Raw genomic sequence first — 18,594 nt, 5'->3', positions numbered from 1 at the left:
AACCATATAACATATCAACCCCAAATGATCCCAAGTTGATCCCAGTGGAGGCCAGATGGATACGATCGGATTCGAAGCGCACGATCACAAGGGCTGCGTGCGCGATGCCCTCTGCGCCGTCGAGGCGCATTGCACGCAGCACAAGTTGCAATTCACCCCCGTCCGCCGCCGCGTGCTGGAAATCCTGCTCAGCGAACACCGTGCCATGGGTGCCTATGAAATCCTCGACATCCTGCGCGCCGAGGGGTTGGGATCTCAGCCCCCCGTGGTCTACCGCGCGCTGGATTTTCTCGTGAGCCATGGGTTTGCGCATAAAATCGAACGCCTCAACGCTTTTATCGCCTGCACCCATCCGGGACAGAATCACACCCCGGCCTTCCTCATTTGTCGCCAATGCGACGCGGTGGCCGAGGCCCATGCCGAACCCTCCAAGGGCATGTTGGGCCGGGCCGCCGCCGAATCGGGATTTGTCATCGAACAGGCGGTGGTCGAGGCGATGGGTCTCTGCCCTCAGTGTCGCGAAGGGGCCGCACCATGCGCCTGATCGAAACCAAGGGCCTCACCGTACGGTTTGGCCGCACAACCGTACTGTCCAACGTAAGCCTCGCGCTTGACCGGGGCGAGATCGTGACCATCGTCGGCCCCAACGGCTCGGGCAAATCCACCCTCCTGCGCACCCTCATTGGCGCGCAGCAACCGGCAAGCGGTCAGATCCTCCGCCGCCCCGGTCTACGCATCGGCTATGTGCCGCAAAAACTGCATATCGACCCGACATTGCCGCTAACCGTCACCCGCTTTCTCAGCCTGCCAAAGCGGCATCCTCTGGACGAAACACGCGCCGCATTGGAACAAGCGGGGCTTCCTGATCTGCGAAATCGGCAAATGGCAGACCTTTCGGGCGGTCAGTTTCAGCGTGTCCTGCTCGCCCGTGCGCTATTGGAAAAACCCGATCTGCTGATTCTAGACGAGGCCACACAGGGGCTTGATCAACCGGGGTCCGCCGCCTTTTACCGCCGCATCGAAGAGGTCCGGCGCGAACTTGGCTGTGGCGTGCTGATGGTCAGCCATGAATTGCATGTGGTGATGAGCGCCTCAGACCGGGTGATCTGCCTCAACGGCCACATCTGCTGCGAAGGCCACCCCGAGGTTGTCGCGCAAGCTGATGAATATAGGGCCATTTTTGGCACTGGCACGCAGGGGGCCTTGGCCCTCTACCGCCATGAACACAACCACGCTCACGATCATGATCATGATCACCCCCACAGCCATGAGGCCGCCGAATGATGCTCGATGATTTCATGGTCCGCGCCGCCCTGGCAGGGCTGGGCGTCGCCCTCGCCGCCGCGCCTTTGGGCAGCTTTGTGGTCTGGCGCCGCATGGCTTATTTCGGCGATGCCACGGCGCATGCTGCGATTCTCGGCGTGGCCATGGCTCTGGCCTTTTCAATGTCGGTTTTTGTCGGCGCGCTGGCGATGTCGCTGATCATGGCCACCACTGTCTCGACCCTCTCGGGGCGTGGATTTGCAATGGATACAATGCTTGGCGTGCTGGCGCATTCCGCGCTCGCCTTTGGCCTCGTCGCAGTGTCATTCCTGTCCGGCGTGCGGATCGACCTCATGGCCTATCTCTTCGGGGATATTCTGGCAGTCAGCCAAACCGACCTGTTGGTGATCTGGAGTGGAACAGCACTGGTGCTCGGCCTTCTGGCATGGCGATGGCAGGCGCTCCTCACCGCGACACTCAGCGCCGATCTGGCATGGTCCGCCGGCATCGACCCCCGCCGTGAGCAACTGGTGCTGACACTGGCCCTTGCGGTGGTGGTGGCAGTGGCGATCAAGGTGGTGGGTGTTCTCCTGATTGCGGCCATGCTGATTGTGCCCGCCGCCGCCGCCCGGCCTCTGGCGGCAACCCCTGAGCGCATGGCGGCCATGGCCACCCTCATCGCCGCCGCCTCGGCGCTTGGCGGCTTGCGACTGTCGTTTCACTTTGACACGCCCACCGGGCCAACAATCGTCTGCGTTGCGGCATTGATCTTTGGCGGCACAGCCCTGATCGGCAATGGCCTGCGACATCGCAGACAGACATCCGACTAAAATACTCGGAAATTAGTATTGACTCTTTTTGTCAGAAATATGAGGAATACCCCATCAAATCACTCGGATACCTGAAAGGACTACCGATGCACCCGATCAAAGCCGCATTGAGTGTGACAGCCCTCCTCGCCCTGACCGCACCGGTGCTGGCGCAAGAGGTCAATCTCTACTCCAGCCGCCATTACGACTCTGACGATGCGCTCTACGAGGCTTTCACCAAGGAAACCGGCATCACCGTCAACCGGATCGAAGCAGAGGCGAATGAACTGGTCGCCCGCATGAAGGCCGAGGGCGCCAATAGCCCGGCAGACGTATTCATGACGGTGGATGTGGGCAATATCGCCCGCGCCGAGGATGAGGGTCTGTTGCAACCGTTCACCTCGGAACTGGTCGAGAGCAATGTCCCCGCACATCTGCGCCACCCTGACAATCTCTGGACCGGCCTGTCGCAACGGTCGCGCATCATCTTTTACGCCAAGGACCGCGTCGATACACCGCCGCAAACCTATGAAGATCTGGCCGATCCGGCATACAAGGGTCAGATCTGCATCCGCTCCTCCACCAATATCTACAATCAGTCGCTGATGGCCTCGATGGTCGAAGTGCATGACGAAACAGAGGCCAAGGCTTGGGCGCAGGGGCTTGTTGACAACATGGCACGCGCGCCTCAGGGCGGCGATACCGACCAGTTGCGCGGCATCGTGTCGGGTGAATGCGATATCGCCGTGGCCAACACCTATTACTTTGCCCGTGGCCTTGCATCGGATGTCGATGGGCTGACCAGCGGCATCGACAATATTGGTTGGGTCTGGCCCAACCAGACCGGTCGCGGCGCGCATGTCAATCTCGTGGCGGCGGGCATTGCCGCACATGCCCCGCATAAGGATGAGGCGCTCAAACTGCTGGAATTCCTCGCCAGCGAAACCGCGCAGGCGCAATTCGCCAATGGCAACAACGAATACCCGGTTCTGGTCGGCGTTGACATCGGTGAGCATGTGGCCAAGCTGGGCGAATTCAAGGCCGACAGCACAACGCCCACCTCGTCGTTCAAACAACATGCGGCGACGGCACAGGCGATCTTCAATCAGGTTGGCTGGAACTGATCGACCGCGGCCAAGCGCGATTGCGCACACAGTGCGAATGACCTAAGGTCGGGCTCCTCAACAGGGGCCCGACCTTTTCATGACATCTGTCCGGCTGCGATTGCTGATCCTTGCGCTCCTGCCGCTGGTGGTGCTGATGCCACTGTTGCTGCTGGTGGCAATCAATCGTTGGTCATCCAATTACGACAGCCTGCTGATCACCAACGTCACAAGCGATCTGCGAATCGCGGATCAATATCTGCAACAAATCCTCACAAACACCGGAACCGATGTCACCAGCCTCGCCCGCTCACTCAGCTTTGACGAGGTGGTGCGTGCATCCCCCGCTGACCTGCCCGCCTTTCTGGATGAAAACCGGCGCAACCTTGGGCTCGATTTTCTCTACTTTCTGCCGCTTGCCGAGGCGCGCAGCCGCGCGGCCGACTGGCCGGTAATCGACACCGCCGCCAAGGGCCAGCCTGCCACTGAGATTGACATCTTTTCCCCCTTCGATCTGAGCCGCCTCCCTGAGACGGGCAATATCCTTTCAGCTCGCGCGCGGGTGCCGCTGGTCTCGACACAGGCGGCAGTGCCCTCAAACCGCAAAATCGAAGATCGCGGCATGGTCGTGCACACGGCAACGCCCGTGATAACTGCGAACCACAAAGGGGTGCTGGTAGGAGGCATCCTGCTCAACCGCAACCTTGATTTCATTGATACGATCAACGCGCTGGTCTATCGCGACACCGGGCAAACAGGCGACCGCCAAGGCACCGCCACCCTTTTTCTCGAAGATGTGCGCATCTCTACCAATGTACGGCTCTTTGCCGGTGAGCGTGCGCTAGGCACCCGCGTTTCAGCCGCAGTGCGACAGCGGGTGCTGGACGAGGGGCAAACCTGGCTCGACAGCGCCTTTGTGGTCAATGACTGGTATATCTCGGCCTATCAGCCCCTGATCGACAGCTTTGGCGACCGGGTCGGCATGCTCTATGTCGGTTTTCTTCAGGCCCCGTTCGATGCGGCCAAGCGTAATGCATACCTTCTGGTCTTGGCCGCTTTCATAGGCGTTCTGGCGGTCAGCGCCCCCCTCTTCTTGCGGCTGGCGCGCAACATCTTTGCCCCGCTCGAACGTATGACCCGCACCATGAAAGAAGTCGAGGCAGGCCACCTTGATGCCCGCATCGGCCCGCTACCCGCACGCGACGAGATCGGCGCCGTCGCCGCGCATCTCGATACGCTGCTTAATCAGGTGCAGGAACGCGACCGCGCCCTTCGCACATGGAACGAAGAACTCAATGCCCGTGTCGAGGCGCGCACCGCCGAACTGCGCGAGGCCAACGCCAAGTTAGAGACCACCTATCAACAACTGGTGATGTCAGAGAAACTCGCCTCCATCGGCGAAATCACGGCCGGTGTGGCGCATGAGATCAACAATCCTGCGGCAGTCATTCAGGGCAATCTTGACGTGATCCGCCAGACGCTGGGGACACAGACCGAACCCGTGCTGACCGAACTCGACCTCATTGACCGGCAAGTGGGACGGATAAGCGCCATCGTCGGCAAGCTCCTGCAATTCGCCCGCCCAAGCGAGTTTGGCACCTTCGAGGAAAACGTGGATATTCCAGCCGTGCTTCGCGACTGCCTTGTGCTGGTCGATCATGTGATCTCCAAGGCTGATATCAAGGTGACGATTGACGCCGCGCCCGATACGCCCTTGGTGCGGATCAATCCGGGCGAGTTGCAGCAGGTCATCATCAACCTTGTGACCAATGCCGCGCAGGCGATGAAGCGGACAGGACGGCTAGAGATCACCACCCGCGCCATGATCCGCAACGGGCATCTGGGTGCTGCTCTGATCGTGGCTGATACCGGACCGGGCATTGCTGACGATAAGCTGGCGTTGGTCTTTGACCCGTTCTTTACCACCAAACAGGGCGAGGGAACCGGGCTGGGTCTCTCGGTCAGCCAGACCCTGATCCAGCAGGCGGGCGGCCTCATCACCCTGCGCAACCGCCCCGAAGGTGGCGCGGAATTCACGGTCTGGCTACCGGCACAGGTCGACTAAAACGCTCACCTCTGCCCCGTCCCCCGTGCATGATGCAGCGCTGCCACGGCGCAGGACGCCAGCCGCGCCATATCGTCATCTGCCCGTGAGTTCAGGATGATCGGCACCCGCGCACCCAGCACCAGCCCCGCCGCCTCGGCATGGCTGAGATAGGTCAATTGCTTGGCCAGCATATTGCCCGCATCGAGATTGGGCACGACAAGGATATCCGCCCGCCCCGCCACAGGAGAGGAAATCCCCTTGATCCGCGCCGATGCAATATCCACCGCATTGTCCATGGCCAGTGGACCATCCACCAAACCGCCCGTGATCTGTCCGCGCTCCGCCATCTTGGACAGCAGCGCGGCATCCATAGACGAGGGCATATCGGGATTGACAGTCTCTACAGCCGAAAGCACACCAACCTTTGGCATCTCGATCCCAAGGCTCAGCGCGAGATCAATCGCATTCTGAACGATATCCATCTTCGTGCGCAGGTCCGGCGCGATGTTAATCGCCGCATCCGTCACCATCAGCAGATGCGCCAGCCCCGGCACATCCATCACGAACACGTGCGTCAACCGCCGCCCCGCGCGCAGCCCCACCGCCTTGTCCAGCACCGCGCGCAAGAGTTGATCAGTGTGCAGATGGCCCTTCATCAGCGCCCCTGCGCGCCCCTCATGCACCAGCGCCACAGCCCGCCGCGCTGCAGCGGCGGGGTCCGCCTCGGCGATGATCTCGATCCCGGCAAGATCCGCCCCCAAGGTCTCGGCCGCCACCGCAATCCGACCCGGATCACCGATCAGCACGGGCTCGATCAATGTATGCGACCGCGCCAAGAGGGCACCGCCCAGAGAATTGGGCTCTTCCGGACAAACCACCGCCGTGACCAGCGCCGCCAACGGCTCTGCCCGCTTCAGCAACTTCTCAAAATGGCGGTGCCGCTGCACGATCATCCCCGGCAGATCATGGCTCGAATAATTCAGCTTGCGGCGCGGGGCCTCGACCACGGCCACCCCCGACAAGATCAGCGCATCATCGCGCAACCGCCGCACCTCGGTCGCCAACGTGACCGTCAGATCCTTCTCGTTCTTGTCGGTAACCGTAACCCGGCTTTCCAACTCGTCACCAGCGTGGGCATGGTTGTGAAACACCAGACTTTGCGCACGATAGAGCGTCCCTGCCCCCGGCAAGAGATTGCCCAACACGGCCGAAACCAGCGATCCAAGAAACATTCCCGGCGCAACGGCTTCCGGCTGACCATCACCGTCGCCGTCCAGATCATAGAGATGCATCGGATTGTGATTGCCCGAAACATTGGCGAAAACCAGAAGATCATCCTGCGTACAAAGCCGCCGCAAGCTCTGGCTGTCACCGGGCTGCAATTCCTCAAAAGTGTGGTTCTCAATCTTCATGGCGCGCGGCGTCCTGTCCTCCGGGCCGGGCGTATCCCGTCAATTCAAGCGCCCGCGTTGCTGCATAGGAGTGACACCATAGGCAGATTTGTAAACCCGCGAAAAATGCCCGGGGCTCTCGAATCCGCAGGCAATCGCGATTTCCGCCACCGAAGCTTCGGATTGAATCAACAGATGCCGCGCCCGGTCCAGCCGCAAATCCATAAAGAATTTCTTGGGTGACGTGTTCAGGAACTTGCCGAAAAGCCGCTCTAATTGCCGCGTCGATATGCCGATATCCGCAGCAATTTCCGCCGGGCTCAACGGCTCTTCGATCGTCTCGCGCATCAGCGTCGTGGCCTTGCTCAGATGAGCATTGCGTATGCCGTTGCGCGATTGCAGCGAAATGCGCTGCGTCACGCTCGCCTCACGCACAGAGGCATAGACCATCTGATCCGCCACCGCGACCGACAGATCATAGCCATGATCCCGCTCAATGAGATGCAGCATCAAATCCGCCGTTGCCGTTCCACCCGAGGCGGTCACATACCGCTCATCCGCGACAAAGACATTGCGCACCAGCGGCACCTCTGGAAACCGCTCGACAAAGGCATCGTGATAATCCCAGTGAATCGCGGTCTTTACACCATTCAGAAATCCGGCCTCGGCCAATACCCATGCCCCCGAACACAGCGCGCCAATTGGCGTGCCATGCCGATTGGCGCGGCGCAGCAGATTGAACAATGCGCGCGTCCCATGCCGCCGCATATTGAGGCCCGACAGCACAAACAGCCAATCACATTGCGGGACGGTGACAAAGCCCTGATGCACCAGCGTTACGGATCCATTGGAACAGGTGGCCTGCGCACCATGCTCGGACAGAAAAGACCAACGATAGAGCGGTTGACCACTGATCAGGTTGGCAATGCGCAGCGGCTCGACCGCGCAGGAAAACGCCAGATGCGAGAATTCCTCGACCAGAGCAAAGGCGAAGTGCTGCGGTTCAGACATATCAGGCCCATCAATAAGGGAATGGTCCCTTATGTGATAAATTTAAACTATACACAATAAAAATTTCTTGTGTATACAGTTTGTATTTTGTAAAGATTGCCCAACAGCCACCCAAAGGAGGCCCCAATGGCCGCGAAGGACCGCAAAACCGCGCTCGCCGCGCATCTCAAGGAGGCAGTTCTCACCACTGCCCTGCGCCCCGGAGACGATCTTGACGAGGTGACGCTCTGCACGGACTTCGGCCTGTCGCGCACGCCCGTGCGCGAGGTGTTCCGCGAATTGGCCGGGCTTGGCTATATCGACCTGCGCGACAATCGCGGTCCGCGCGTGTCGGACCTCTCGCACACCACCCTGCGCGATTTCTTTCTGGCAGCTCCGATGATCTACGGTGCCATCCTGCGGCTCGCCGCGCGCAACGCATCCGAGCTTCAGATCGCAGCCCTGCGTGCCGCACAGGACGGGTTTCGCGCCGCCCTGCGCAGCGGCACCCCGGCCGAGCGGACCCTCGCCAACACCCGCTTTCACGAAATCACGGGCGAGATGGCCGGCAATGTCTTTCTGCTGCCCTCGTTCCACCGCCTGCTGATAGATCACGCCCGCATTGGCATGACCTTCTATCACCCCCAAACCACTGAAATGGCCGAAAACCTCTCCGAGGCCAGCCAGCAGCATGACGCCATCATCGACGCCATAGCCGCCCGTGACGAGGCCGCAGCCGCGCATTTGGCCGAAGAGCACTGGAACCTCTCGCGGGACCAGATCGAACGTTTCGTAATGCCAGCGGCCCTTGACCTGCCAATGGGCAACCTCGCCCGCTCCAACCCCGCATGAGGATCGCCATGACCCCGATATTCAGGTTCGACGGGATCTATACCCCTGTCATCACGCCCTATAACGCCGATGGATCAGTAAACCACGACGCTCTTTCAGATGTGATCGAGCATCTGATCGCGGCAGGGGTGCATGGCATCATCTCGGGCGGGTCCACCGGCGAAAACTACGCCCAGACCGTTCAGGAACGGGTGGATCTCGCACGCTTCACCCATGACCGCATCAAGGGGCGCGTGCCGCTTGTTGTTGGCACCGGCGCGATGCTGACCAACGATTCGATCGCTCTGGCTCAGGCCGCGCGCGATATCGGGGCCGATGTGATCCTCTTGGCGAGCCCCCCCTACGCGGTGCCGACCGATCGTGAAAATGCCCTCAACGCTCTCGCCATCGACCGCGCCGCCAACCTGCCGGTGATGCTCTATAATTACCCCGGTCGCACCGGCACGATGATGGGCGGGGAATTTCTCGACCGGGTCGGACGCAGCCGCAATTTCTGCGGGATCAAGGAGAGCTCGGGCGACATCAACCGCGTTCACCTGTTGGCGCGCGACTATCCGCACATTCAGCTTGGCTGCGGTATGGATGACCAAGCGCTCGAATTTTTCGCATGGGGCGCGCCATTCTGGGTGTGCGGCGGTTCCAATTTTTTGCCGCATGAACATATCGCACTCTACAATGCCTGCGTGATCGAAGGGGATTTCGCCAAGGGACGGCGCATCATGTCGGCCATGCTGCCGCTCATGCATGTGCTCGAACAGGGCGGCAAATTCATCCAGACCATCAAGCATGGCGTGACCATGACCGGCATCGACGCTGGCATCATGCGCGCGCCCCTCAAAGGGCTGAACAAGGACGACAAACGCGCGTTGGAACAGGTGGTGCGCGTGCTGAAAACCACCATTGCAACCATTACGGCGGAGGGCTGATCATGGCTTTGCTGACACATGCGGAATATGCGGCCATCGCCGCCACGCTCGACTTTGCCACCGGGGCTTTTATCGACGGGGCCTATCGCCCGGCGATTTCGGGCAAGACCTTTGCCACACTGAACCCGGCCACCGGCGAGACCTTGGCCCAAATCGCCGCGTGCGGGGCCGAGGATGTGGAGTTTGCCGTCACCAAGGCGCGCGCCGCCTTTGACGACGGCCGCTGGTCGCGCCTGCACCCGTCCGAGCGTAAGGCGGTTTTGATCCGGCTGGCCAAGCTGATCACCCGCAACGCACGCGAACTCGCGGTGATGGAGAGCCTCGATTCAGGCAAGACCATCTATGACTGCGAAACCGTGGATGTGCCTGAAACCATCAACTGTCTGAAATGGCACGCCGAACTGATCGACAAGATCTATGACCAAGTCAGCCCGGCCTCTGACAACCATATCGCCATGGTGCTGCGCGAGCCGATTGGAATCGTGGGTCTCGTACTGCCATGGAATTTCCCCCTGTTGATGCTGGCATGGAAAATCGGCCCGGCCTTGGCCGCTGGCTGTTCCGTCGTGCTCAAACCCGCCGAAGAAACCTCACTCACTGCGCTGCGCATCGCTGAACTGGCGCATGAGGCGGGGGTGCCGCGCGGTGTGCTCAATGTCCTGCCCGGCAGCGGCCCGGATGTGGGTGAACCCTTGGGCCGTCATCTGGATGTGGACATGGTCAGCTTCACCGGCTCGACCGAAACCGGCAAACGCTTCTTGCACTACTCCGCCGACAGCAACGCCAAAGAGGTGGTTCTGGAAATGGGCGGCAAGAACCCGGCCATTGTCATGGATGACGCTGAAAACCTCGACCGGGTCGCCGCGCATATCGTCAACGGCGCCTTCTGGAACATGGGCGAGAATTGTTCCGCCACCTCGCGGCTGATCGTGCACCGCGCCATCAAGGACGATCTCTTGACCCGCATCACCGCTCATGCCCGCGAATGGGTGGTGGGCGACCCGCTCGATCCCGAAACCCGCGTTGGCGCTCTGGTCAGCCAAGGCCATTATGCCAAAGTCTGCGGCTTTCTCGATCAGGCCGACACCATCCTCTTGGGCGGCAAGGCCGAAAACGGCTTTGTCGAGCCGACCATCGTGTCCGTGCCCGGCAACGATCACCCGCTGGCGCGTCAGGAGATCTTTGGCCCGGTGTTAACCGTGATCGAGGTCAGCAGCTTTGACGAGGCAATATCCGTGGCCAATGACACCGATTATGGCCTCTGCGCCGCCCTCTTTACCGCCAATGCCAAACGGGCCCTGCGCGGCGCACGGATGCTGCGCGCCGGCACTGTGACGGTCAACAGCTTTGGCGAGGGCGACATCAGCACCCCCTTTGGCGGCTACAAGCAATCGGGCTTTGGCGGGCGGGACAACAGTATCCACGCGCATGATCAATACACCCAGCTGAAAACCATCTGGCTCGATCTGGCCGATGACGCGGATGAGGCGGTGGATTGACACGCTACACTGCCCACTCCCTGCCCGCCCATCTGGGCCCCGCTGCCTGGAATGCGGTCCTGCCCCCTCAGGACGCGCATCTCCGGCTGGAGGGCGACCAAACCGCCGATGTGGTGATAATCGGCGCGGGCTTTGCCGGACTGGCAGCAGCACGGCGGCTGACTCAACTCATGCCCGGCGCTCAGATCGCCCTGCTTGACGCAGGCCGCATCGCCGAAGGCGCGGCGGGGCGCAACTCGGGCTTCATGATCGATCTGCCGCACGAGCTGACATCCGAAGACTACGCAGGCACGGGCGATGACCTTACAATAATCGCCCTGAATCGTAAGGCTTGTAACTTCGCCCGCGCTGCGGTGGAGGACTATGGCATCGACCCCGCCTTCTTTGATCCGGCAGGCAAGGTGAACGGCGCCGCAAGCGAGACCGCCCACGCACATAACCAGAGCTATGCGCGCCATCTTGCCAGCTTGGGCGAGACCTCCGAAATGCTTGATGCCCAAGCCATGTCAGAGCTGACCGGCAGCGCGCATTACCGCTCTGGCCTCTATACACCCGGCACGGTGATGCTCCAGCCCGCAGGTTATGTCCGGGGGCTGGCTTCGGGGCTAAGTCGCGACGGAGTAAGGATTTTCGAGAAAAGTCCCGTCACAGAATTCTCACGTCAAGGCACTGGCTGGCAGGTGCAAACGCCCCACGGACGGCTCAGCGCGGGCAAGGTGATCCTGACCGTCAATGGTCATCTTGAAAGCTTTGGCATCGCCCGCGGGCGGCTGATGCAGCTCTTTCTTTTTGCCACAATGACCCCAGATCTCGACCCAGACACGCTGGCACGCTTGGGCGGGCAATCCCGATGGGGCGTCACGCCCTCGGACCCCATGGGTACCACCCTGCGCCGGATCGACACGCCTCAGGGCGGCAACCGTATCATCACCCGCACCTGCGCCGCGCTACGCCCCGGCATGCGCCCGACCAAGGCCGATCTTGGCCGCGCCGCGCGTGTCATGCAACGCAAATTCGATCAACGATTTCCGCAACTTGCGGGCATGCGGATGGAACACACATGGGCCGGGCATCTCTGCCTCAGCCTCAATGGCGTGGCAGTCATGCGCGAGATTGAACAGGGACTCTATACCGGCTGCGTCCAAAACGGCCTTGGCACCGCACGCGGCACCCTGACGGGTATCGGCGCGGCCGAGTTGGCGGCGGGCATTTCAACCGAAATCACCCGCCATTTCACCGCCGAGGCAGAGCCAAAACGCCTGCCCCCCCAGCCCCTGCGCGAGATCGGGGCCAATGCTGTCCTGCGCTTCAAGGAATGGCGCGCACGCGACGAATGACCCGTCGGATCACAGCGCGCGGGCGGTTTGACGCAATTCGAATTTCTGGATCTTGCCGGTGGACGTTTTCGGAAGCTCCTGAAAAACAACGGCTTTCGGGGTCTTAAAACCCGCCAGCCGCTCTCGTGCAAAGGCAATCAATTCTGCCTCACTGACCTCGGCCCCATCCTTCAACTCGACAAAGGCGCAGGGCACCTCGCCCCATTTCTCGTCCTGCTTGGCCACGACGGCACAGAGCATCACCGCCGGATGCCGCATCAACACGCCCTCCACCTCGACCGAGGAAATATTCTCGCCACCCGAGATGATGATATCCTTGGCCCGGTCCGCGATCTTGAGATAACCGTCGGGGTGCTGAAACGCGATGTCGCCGGAATGGAAATAACCGCCGCAAAACGCCTCTTCCGTCGCTGCCGTATTCTTGAGATAGCCTTTCATCACCGCATTGCCGCGGATCATGATTTCGCCCAGCGTCTCGCCGTCCATCGGGATTTGCACCATGGTATCCGGGTCCATTGCGGTGATGTCCTCCATCATTGGCATGAGAACCCCGGTGCGCGCCTTGATCGTATAACGTTCTTCATCGGGCAGATCGTCCCAATCCTCCTGCCAAAGGCATTCGGTGACATGGCCATAGGTCTCTGTCAGGCCGTACACCTGCGTTACCTTGAATCCCAGAGGCTCGATCGCGGCCAGTGTCGCTGCAGGTGGCGGCGCACCTGCAGTGAATGCATCAACAATATGGTCAAACTTGCGCCGCTCGCCATCTTTGGCGTTGACGATCATGTTGAGCACGATGGGCGCACCACCGAAATGCGTCACCCCCTCATCGGCGATCGCGTCATAGATAGCCTTGGCGGTGACATCGCGGCAGCATACCACCGTGCCCCCCAGCATCGGCATCAACCAAACATGGTTCCAGTTGTTGCAATGAAATAGCGGCACAATGGTCAGATAGGTGGGGTGGCGCGGCAATTGCCAGCTAACGACGGTGCCCATGGTCATCAGATACGCGCCGCGATGGTGATAGACCACACCCTTGGGCCGCCCGGTAGTGCCAGAGGTGTAATTGAGCGCAAGGCTCTCCCATTCATCCTCGGGCATGATCCACGGGAAATCGGGATCGCCCGAGGCCAGCAGCTCTTCGTATTCCATGTAATGGCCATGGGCATGCACGCCTGCCGCATCGTCGGCCACCTCGACCACGCCCGGCGGCGGCCCGTCCATCAGCTCGATCGCCTGTGCCAGCACCGGCAGGAATTGCGGATCGCAGAGCACCAGCCGCGCGCCGCCATGGTCAAGGATATAAGCGATAGTATCGGCCTCAAGCCGGGTATTGATCGCGTTGAGTACCGCGCCACAGGCGGGCACCCCGAAATGCGCCTCGCAATGGGCGGGGATATTGGGCAGGAGCGTGGACACCACATCGCCCGGTTCGATCCCCAGCTTGACCAGCGCAGAGGCCAGCCGAGACACCCGCGCGCGATACTCCGCATAACTCCGTCGCGTATCGCCATAAACCAGCGCCTCGCGTGTGGGAAAGAGCTGCGCCGCGCGCCTCAGATGCGACAACGGCGTCAGCGCCACGAAATTCGCGGCGCATTTGCCAAGCCCCGTCTCATCCTTCATCCACCCCATCGGGCCCTCCCTGATTCTCACCCCTCGGTTGGGCGAGATTAAGGAAATTCACAGGGTTTTCAAAGCGAGACTGCAGTAGAGAGCCTGAAACAGATTCAGGCTGATCTAACGGGATATCAAATCGTCACAGCCCCAGCTTGGCCAGCACGATGTCATTGACCGCTTTGGGGTTGGCCTTGCCGCCGGTGGCCTTCATCACCTGCCCCACAAACCAGCCCGCCAGCTTGGGATTGGCCTGCGCCTTTTCCACCTGCGCGGGGTTGGCGGTGATGATCTCGTCCACAGCGGCCTCAATCGCGCCGGTGTCCGTCACCTGCTTCATGCCGCGCGCCTCGACGATCTCTTCGGGATTGCCGCCTTCGGTATAGACGATTTCAAAGAGGTCCTTGGCGATCTTGCCGGAAATCGCATCAGATTTGATCAAACGCACAATGGCCGCCAGTTGCACGGGGCTAACCGGGCTTTCCTCGATAGAATGATCCTCTTTCTTGAGGCGTCCAAAAAGCTCATTGATCACCCAGTTCGCCGCCAGCTTGCCATCGCCCGCACCCGCCGCCACCGCCTCGAAATAGGCGGCATTGGCCAGATCGGCGGTCAGCACGCTGGCATCATATTCGCTCAGGCCAAATTCCAGCACAAACCGCGCCTTCTTGGCGTCGGGCAGTTCCGGCAGATTGGCGGCAATCTCATCGACCCATGACTGCTCTATTTCCAGCGGCAGCAGGTCAGGATCGGGGAAATAGCGGTAATCATGCGCCTCTTCCTTGGAGCGCATGGAGCGGGTCTCGTTCTTGTCAGGATCATAGAGCCGGGTTTCTTGAACCACCGTGCCGCCTGCCTCGACGATTCCGATCTGGCGCCGCGCCTCGTAATCAATCGCCATCTGGATAAAACGCATCGAGTTCATGTTCTTGATCTCGCAACGCGTGCCGAGATGGCTGAAATCCTGCGTTTCCATGTATTTCTCATACTGGCCCGGACGGCAGATCGACACGTTCACATCCGCCCGCAGGTTGCCGTTCTGCATGTTGCCGTCGCAGGTACCAAGATAGCGCAGGATCTGGCGCAGCTTGGTCACATAGGCGGCGGCCTCTTCGGGACCGCGAATATCCGGACGGCTCACGATTTCCATCAGGCAGACACCGGTGCGGTTCAGGTCAACAAAGGACATCGCCGGGTCCATATCATGAATCGACTTGCCCGCGTCCTGCTCCATATGGATGCGCTCGATCCGCACCATACGCGCCACGCCGGGTCCCATATCGACCAGAATTTCACCCTCGCCCACCAGCGGATGGTAAAGCTGGCTGATCTGATAGCCCTGCGGCAGGTCGGGATAAAAATAATTCTTGCGGTCAAAGGCTGACCAGAGGTTGATTTTCGCCTTGAGGCCCAGCCCCGTGCGCACGGCCTGTTCGACGCAGAATTCGTTAATGACAGGCAACATACCCGGCATCGCGGCATCCACAAAAGACACGTTCGAATTGGGTTCTGCCCCGAATTGCGTCGAGGCCCCGGAAAACAGCTTGGACTTCGAGGCCACCTGCGCGTGCACCTCCATCCCGATCACAAGCTCCCAATCGTGCTTGGCGCCTGCGATCACGCGGGGTTTCGGCGCTTCATAGGTGAGATCGAGCATATCCATGCCTCCGGCTGACGTATCAGAGGCGTTCTAGGACAGCGATCCGGAGGGGGCAAGAGGGCTGGGAGCGTCAGAGGGGCGCTGCGGCATAACTTTCCAACGGAAAAACGCTCCCAAACAAGCGGAATCATGGGCACCAAGAACGAGAGTATTGAAGTTCTATGAACCCACACATACTACTGGTCTAAACATTCAGGTCTTAACACGGGTTAGAACAATGGCATTTGCTTCGCTTGAATCTCTAGACGGCTTTACAGTTTTTGAAGGTCGCATACTGGACTTTCAAATCGTCTTCAATGATGCCACTTTTGTATCCGCGAGCTATACATACTCGTTTTCAACAGCCGGGGGCACCGCTGATTCAAGCGATTTCGGCGGAACTGGCGATAGCGAAACAATATTCTTCAGCATCAATCCAGCAGAGAACGTGACTGTTGCGTCGTTTTCAATGTCTGCTGTTCTCGATGGTCTCGAAGAGGGTCAAGAAAACCTCTTTCTGAACGTATCGTTCAACGGTATCGCCTTCGAGGATAATTCAACCTCAAAATCGTTCGAGATTTTCATCTTGGATGCCGCCGAGAACGTCCCGCCGCAAGGCACGGTTACCATTGAAGGAGAGCCCTTCGCAGGGAACACCCTGACTGTGGATCCATCAGGGTTGTCAGACGCGGATGGGATCGGAGAGTTCTTCTATCAATGGCTGCGGGACGGGGTGCCAATCGCCGGAGCGACGGATTTCAGCTATGTTGTGGTGTCAGAGGATATCGGGACGTCACTGACTGCGCGCGTGTCCTACACAGATCTTCTTGGAACAGATGAATCCGTTGTTTCAAATTCAGAACTCGTGGTTCTCGAACCCACCACAGGTGGAAATGATCTAATTCTGGGCACACCGTTCAACGATACCTTGGCCGGTGGTGCAGGGGACGACACCTTATTCGGCAACGACGGAGATGACGTGCTGGCAGGCGGCATCGACAATGATTCCCTCGAAGGCGGGAATGGCAATGACTCGATCTCGGGGTCGGATGGCGACGATGTGATTAATGGCGGCCTCGGCAATGACCAGATCGGTGGCGGTATTGGCAATGACACGATTGATGGCGGTGATGGCGACGACACCATGGGGGCTGGTGCTGGCGATGATTCCGTGTTGGGCGGCGCTGGCAATGACATTGTTGCGGGTGGCGCGGGCAATGACACGCTCGACGGCGGCGACGGCAATGACAGCATGTCCGGGAGTTTCGGAAATGACCTCATCTTTGGTGGTGACGGCGATGATGACATCGGCGGCGGCACCGGCCAGGACACAATTGACGCCGGCGCCGGTAATGACCGCGTGGGCGGCGGCGAGGGCAATGACAGCATTTTCGGCGGCGATGGCAATGATTTCCTTGCCGGTGGCGGGCGCGATGACATCATCGACGGCGGCGCTGGCATTGACACGATCAATGGCGGCGCTGGCAACGACGTGATGACCGGTGGCGCGGGTGCGGATCAGTTCGTGTTCTCCGCGTTCTTCGATGGCGAGGCCGATATCATCACCGATTTCGAGGATGGCATCGACAGCTTCTTCATTCGCCGGATCGATCCGGATACCGGTGAGACCAACATCACCAACGGTGGCAACGGGCTGGCCGGGTTCGTCGCGGCGCTCAACATCGTGGATACCATAGCGGGCGCGCAGATGACGGTGAACGGCAACACGATCCTCGTCGAAGGCATCGCCGCCGCGCAGCTGACGGTGGATGATTTCCAGTTCCTCTGAAACAGGCTGGGGCACGCAAGCAGAGCATCAGGACGCCCCTTTCATAGCAATTATGAATTGTGTGGAAATGCGGTGCAACTGCGCCAGAAGCGTTAGCGCAACCACCGACAAAACTACAGGTTTGCGGTAACCGTTAACGCTAACATCCTGAATTTGAAACGGAAAACTGCTTTTAGCGCTTTCCGGCGCCCCCCTGCCCGTCTATACGAGCGCCAATTCAGCTATCAGGAGTCACCCATGACCATCACCGTCGGCATCAACGGTTTCGGCCGTATCGGTCGCGCCACCCTCGCCCATATTTCCGAGAGTCTGCGCAATGACATACAGGTGGTAAAGGTGAATGCAACCGGACCAATCGAGACCGCTGCACATCTGATGCGTTATGACAGTGTGCATGGCCGCTTTCCGCATCCGATCACGGTCGAAGGCAAAACCATGGATCTGGGCCGCGGGCCAATCCAGATGTTCTCGACCTATGACATGAATGAACTGGACTGGGACGGCGTCGATGTGGTGCTGGAATGTACCGGCAACTTCAACGATGGCGCAAAATCGCGCACCCACCTGGAGCGCGGCGCACGCAAGGTGCTGATCTCGGCCCCGGCCAAGAACGTTGACCGCACCGTGGTTTACGGCGTGAACCATGACGCACTGCTCGCCTCCGAACGGATGATCTCAAACGGCTCGTGCACCACCAATTGCCTCGCGCCGCTGGCCAAGGTTCTGAATGACGCCATCGGTATCGAGAGCGGCATCATGACTACGATCCACGCCTATACCGGCGATCAGCCAACGCTCGACCGCCGCCACAATGACCTTTACCGCGCCCGCGCCGCCGCCATGTCGATGATCCCCACCTCGACCGGCGCGGCCAAGGCTCTGGGTGAGGTGCTGCCGGAACTGGCGGGCAAACTCGACGGTTCCGCCATCCGCGTGCCCACACCCAACGTTTCGGCAGTGGACCTGACCTTTGTGGCCAAGCGTGACGTGACCAAGGCCGATGTCAACGCCGTCGTGGCCGAGGCCGCCGCTGGCGCGATGAAGGGCGTTCTGGGCTATGATCCCGAGCCCAAGGTCAGCATCGACTTCAACCACACCGAGGAAAGCTCGATCTTTGCTCCTGACCAGACCAAAGTTCTGGGCAACCGTCTGGTACGGGTGCTGGCGTGGTATGATAACGAATGGGGCTTTTCCTGCCGCATGGCCGATGTCGCCGTAGCCATGGGCCGGTTGCAGTAACCACTACCCGAATCCTCTAAAATGCGCCAAGCCCCGGTAACGTGGCTTGGCTGCCGGACGGATGCGTCCGGCAGCCCCGATACCTATATC

Annotated in this window: 14 protein-coding genes and 1 pseudogene; 11 read left to right on the top strand and 4 right to left on the bottom strand. The window is 60.2% G+C overall.

Annotation, left to right across the window (positions count from 1 at the left end):
- The first annotated feature begins 55 nt into the window (after positions 1-55).
- The 5 genes from ACN0SW_RS02165 (at position 56) to ACN0SW_RS02145 (ending at position 5,240) form a co-directional block, all read left to right on the top strand.
- Positions 56-544, top strand: coding sequence for a Fur family transcriptional regulator (locus ACN0SW_RS02165; protein ID WP_417726237.1), 489 nt, complete (start codon positions 56-58; stop codon positions 542-544).
- Positions 535-1,284 (top strand): metal ABC transporter ATP-binding protein, encoded by a 750-nt coding sequence (locus ACN0SW_RS02160; protein ID WP_417726236.1) that lies wholly within the window; start codon positions 535-537, stop codon positions 1,282-1,284. Before ACN0SW_RS02165 ends, ACN0SW_RS02160 begins: the two co-directional genes overlap by 10 nt.
- Complete coding sequence (locus tag ACN0SW_RS02155) at positions 1,284-2,093, top strand: metal ABC transporter permease (RefSeq protein WP_417726321.1); 810 nt, start codon at positions 1,284-1,286, stop codon at positions 2,091-2,093. The genes ACN0SW_RS02160 and ACN0SW_RS02155 overlap by 1 nt, the downstream gene beginning before the upstream one ends.
- 86 nt (positions 2,094-2,179) lie before the next feature.
- Entirely contained in the window at positions 2,180-3,196 is a 1,017-nt protein-coding gene (locus ACN0SW_RS02150; RefSeq protein ID WP_417726235.1) for an extracellular solute-binding protein, read from the top strand.
- Between the two features lie 79 nt (positions 3,197-3,275).
- Positions 3,276-5,240 (top strand): cache domain-containing protein, encoded by a 1,965-nt coding sequence (locus ACN0SW_RS02145; protein ID WP_417726234.1) that lies wholly within the window; start codon positions 3,276-3,278, stop codon positions 5,238-5,240.
- Positions 5,241-5,245: 5 nt separating this feature from the next.
- Here ACN0SW_RS02145 and ACN0SW_RS02140 read toward each other — a convergent pair whose 3' ends face one another.
- Entirely contained in the window at positions 5,246-6,634 is a 1,389-nt protein-coding gene (locus ACN0SW_RS02140; protein WP_417726233.1) for a bifunctional enoyl-CoA hydratase/phosphate acetyltransferase, read from the bottom strand.
- Between the two features lie 39 nt (positions 6,635-6,673).
- Positions 6,674-7,624, bottom strand: a complete 951-nt coding sequence (locus tag ACN0SW_RS02135; RefSeq protein WP_417726232.1) for a GlxA family transcriptional regulator — start codon at positions 7,622-7,624, stop codon at positions 6,674-6,676.
- Positions 7,625-7,750: 126 nt separating this feature from the next.
- Here ACN0SW_RS02135 and ACN0SW_RS02130 point away from each other — a divergent pair, with 126 nt between their 5' ends.
- The 4 genes from ACN0SW_RS02130 to ACN0SW_RS02115 are packed head-to-tail and all read left to right on the top strand — an operon-like array spanning position 7,751 to position 12,217.
- Entirely contained in the window at positions 7,751-8,455 is a 705-nt protein-coding gene (locus tag ACN0SW_RS02130; RefSeq protein WP_417726231.1) for a GntR family transcriptional regulator, read from the top strand.
- Positions 8,456-8,463: 8 nt separating this feature from the next.
- On the top strand, positions 8,464-9,381 hold the full coding sequence (locus ACN0SW_RS02125) for a dihydrodipicolinate synthase family protein (RefSeq protein ID WP_417726230.1): 918 nt from the start codon (positions 8,464-8,466) through the stop codon (positions 9,379-9,381).
- A 2-nt stretch (positions 9,382-9,383) separates the two neighbouring features.
- Positions 9,384-10,880, top strand: a complete 1,497-nt coding sequence (locus tag ACN0SW_RS02120) for an aldehyde dehydrogenase (protein ID WP_417726229.1) — start codon at positions 9,384-9,386, stop codon at positions 10,878-10,880.
- Positions 10,877-12,217 (top strand): NAD(P)/FAD-dependent oxidoreductase, encoded by a 1,341-nt coding sequence (locus tag ACN0SW_RS02115; protein WP_417726228.1) that lies wholly within the window; start codon positions 10,877-10,879, stop codon positions 12,215-12,217. The genes ACN0SW_RS02120 and ACN0SW_RS02115 overlap by 4 nt, the downstream gene beginning before the upstream one ends.
- A 9-nt stretch (positions 12,218-12,226) precedes the next feature.
- Here ACN0SW_RS02115 and ACN0SW_RS02110 read toward each other — a convergent pair whose 3' ends face one another.
- Both ACN0SW_RS02110 and gatB read right to left on the bottom strand, forming a co-directional pair.
- Positions 12,227-13,855 carry an AMP-binding protein gene (locus ACN0SW_RS02110; protein ID WP_417726227.1) on the bottom strand — a complete coding sequence of 543 codons (1,629 nt, stop codon included), beginning with the start codon at positions 13,853-13,855 and terminating at the stop codon, positions 12,227-12,229.
- A 124-nt stretch (positions 13,856-13,979) separates the two neighbouring features.
- Positions 13,980-15,494, bottom strand: coding sequence for an Asp-tRNA(Asn)/Glu-tRNA(Gln) amidotransferase subunit GatB (gene gatB / locus ACN0SW_RS02105; protein ID WP_417726226.1), 1,515 nt, complete (start codon positions 15,492-15,494; stop codon positions 13,980-13,982).
- 877 nt (positions 15,495-16,371) lie between these two features.
- Between gatB and ACN0SW_RS02100 the strand changes: the two are divergent.
- Positions 16,372-17,265 (top strand): annotated as a pseudogene (locus ACN0SW_RS02100) (calcium-binding protein); the annotation flags it as partial.
- Between the two features lie 237 nt (positions 17,266-17,502).
- Positions 17,503-18,504: a type I glyceraldehyde-3-phosphate dehydrogenase gene (gene gap, locus ACN0SW_RS02095; protein ID WP_417726225.1), complete on the top strand. Its 1,002-nt coding sequence runs from the start codon at positions 17,503-17,505 to the stop codon at positions 18,502-18,504.
- Positions 18,505-18,594: the final 90 nt, after the last annotated feature.

The sequence above is a fragment of the Roseovarius sp. genome (genome assembly GCF_048262375.1).
GTDB lineage: Bacteria > Pseudomonadota > Alphaproteobacteria > Rhodobacterales > Rhodobacteraceae > Roseovarius.
This window is presented reverse-complemented; position numbering and strand designations above follow the sequence as displayed.